Below are 870 nucleotides of genomic sequence, written 5' to 3'. Positions count from 1 at the left end.
TCGATCCTGGAGATCAACTCCGGAATCACCGTGGAGCTGCACAAGATTCGCCTCGAGCCCGACAACGCGATCGAGCTGTTCCGCCAGTACGACCTGATCGTCGACGGCACCGACAACTTCGCCACCCGCTACCTGGTCAACGATGCCGCCGTGCTGGCGGGCAAGCCGTACGTGTGGGGCTCGATCTACCGCTTCGAGGGCCAGGTCTCGGTCTTCTGGGAGGACGCCCCCGACGGGCGCGGCATCAACTACCGCGACCTCTACCCCGAGGCCCCGCCGCCGGGCATGGTCCCCTCCTGCGCGGAGGGCGGCGTGCTCGGTGTCCTGTGCGCCTCGATCGGCTCGATCATGGTGACCGAGGCGATCAAGCTGATCACCGGCATCGGCGACCCGCTGCTGGGCCGTCTCATGGTCTACGACGCACTGGACATGTCCTACCGGACCATCAAGCTGCGCCGCGATCCCGAACGCCAGCCCATCACCGAACTCATCGACTACGACGCCTTCTGCGGCGTGGTCTCGGAGGAGGGCCAGGCCGCCGCGATCGGTTCCACCATCACCGCGCGTGAGCTGAAGGACATGCTGGACGCGGGCAAGGACGTCGCCATCATCGACGTCCGCGAACCGGTCGAATGGGACATCGTCCGCATCGAGGGCGCGACCCTGATCCCCAAGGACCGCATCCTCTCCGGCGAGGCCCTGGTAGAGCTCCCGCAGAACACCCCGATCGTGTTGCACTGCAAGACCGGAATCCGCTCCGCCGAGGCCCTCGCGGCCCTGAAGAACGCGGGCTTCGCCGATGCCACGCATTTGCAGGGCGGAATCATCGCCTGGGCCAACCAGGTTGATCCGTCACTGCCGGTCTACTGA

1 protein-coding gene is annotated in these 870 nt (G+C 66.3%); it reads left to right on the top strand.

The features are described 5' to 3' along the window. The coding region (locus ACAM49_RS40280; protein WP_369640757.1) for a ThiF family adenylyltransferase at positions 1 to 870 on the top strand (870 nt) is incomplete at its 5' end.

This window comes from Nocardia sp. JMUB6875, from assembly GCF_041154655.1.
Lineage (GTDB): Bacteria > Actinomycetota > Actinomycetes > Mycobacteriales > Mycobacteriaceae > Nocardia.
Note: the sequence above shows the minus strand (reverse complement) of the source record. Positions and strands in the feature narration are given on the sequence as shown.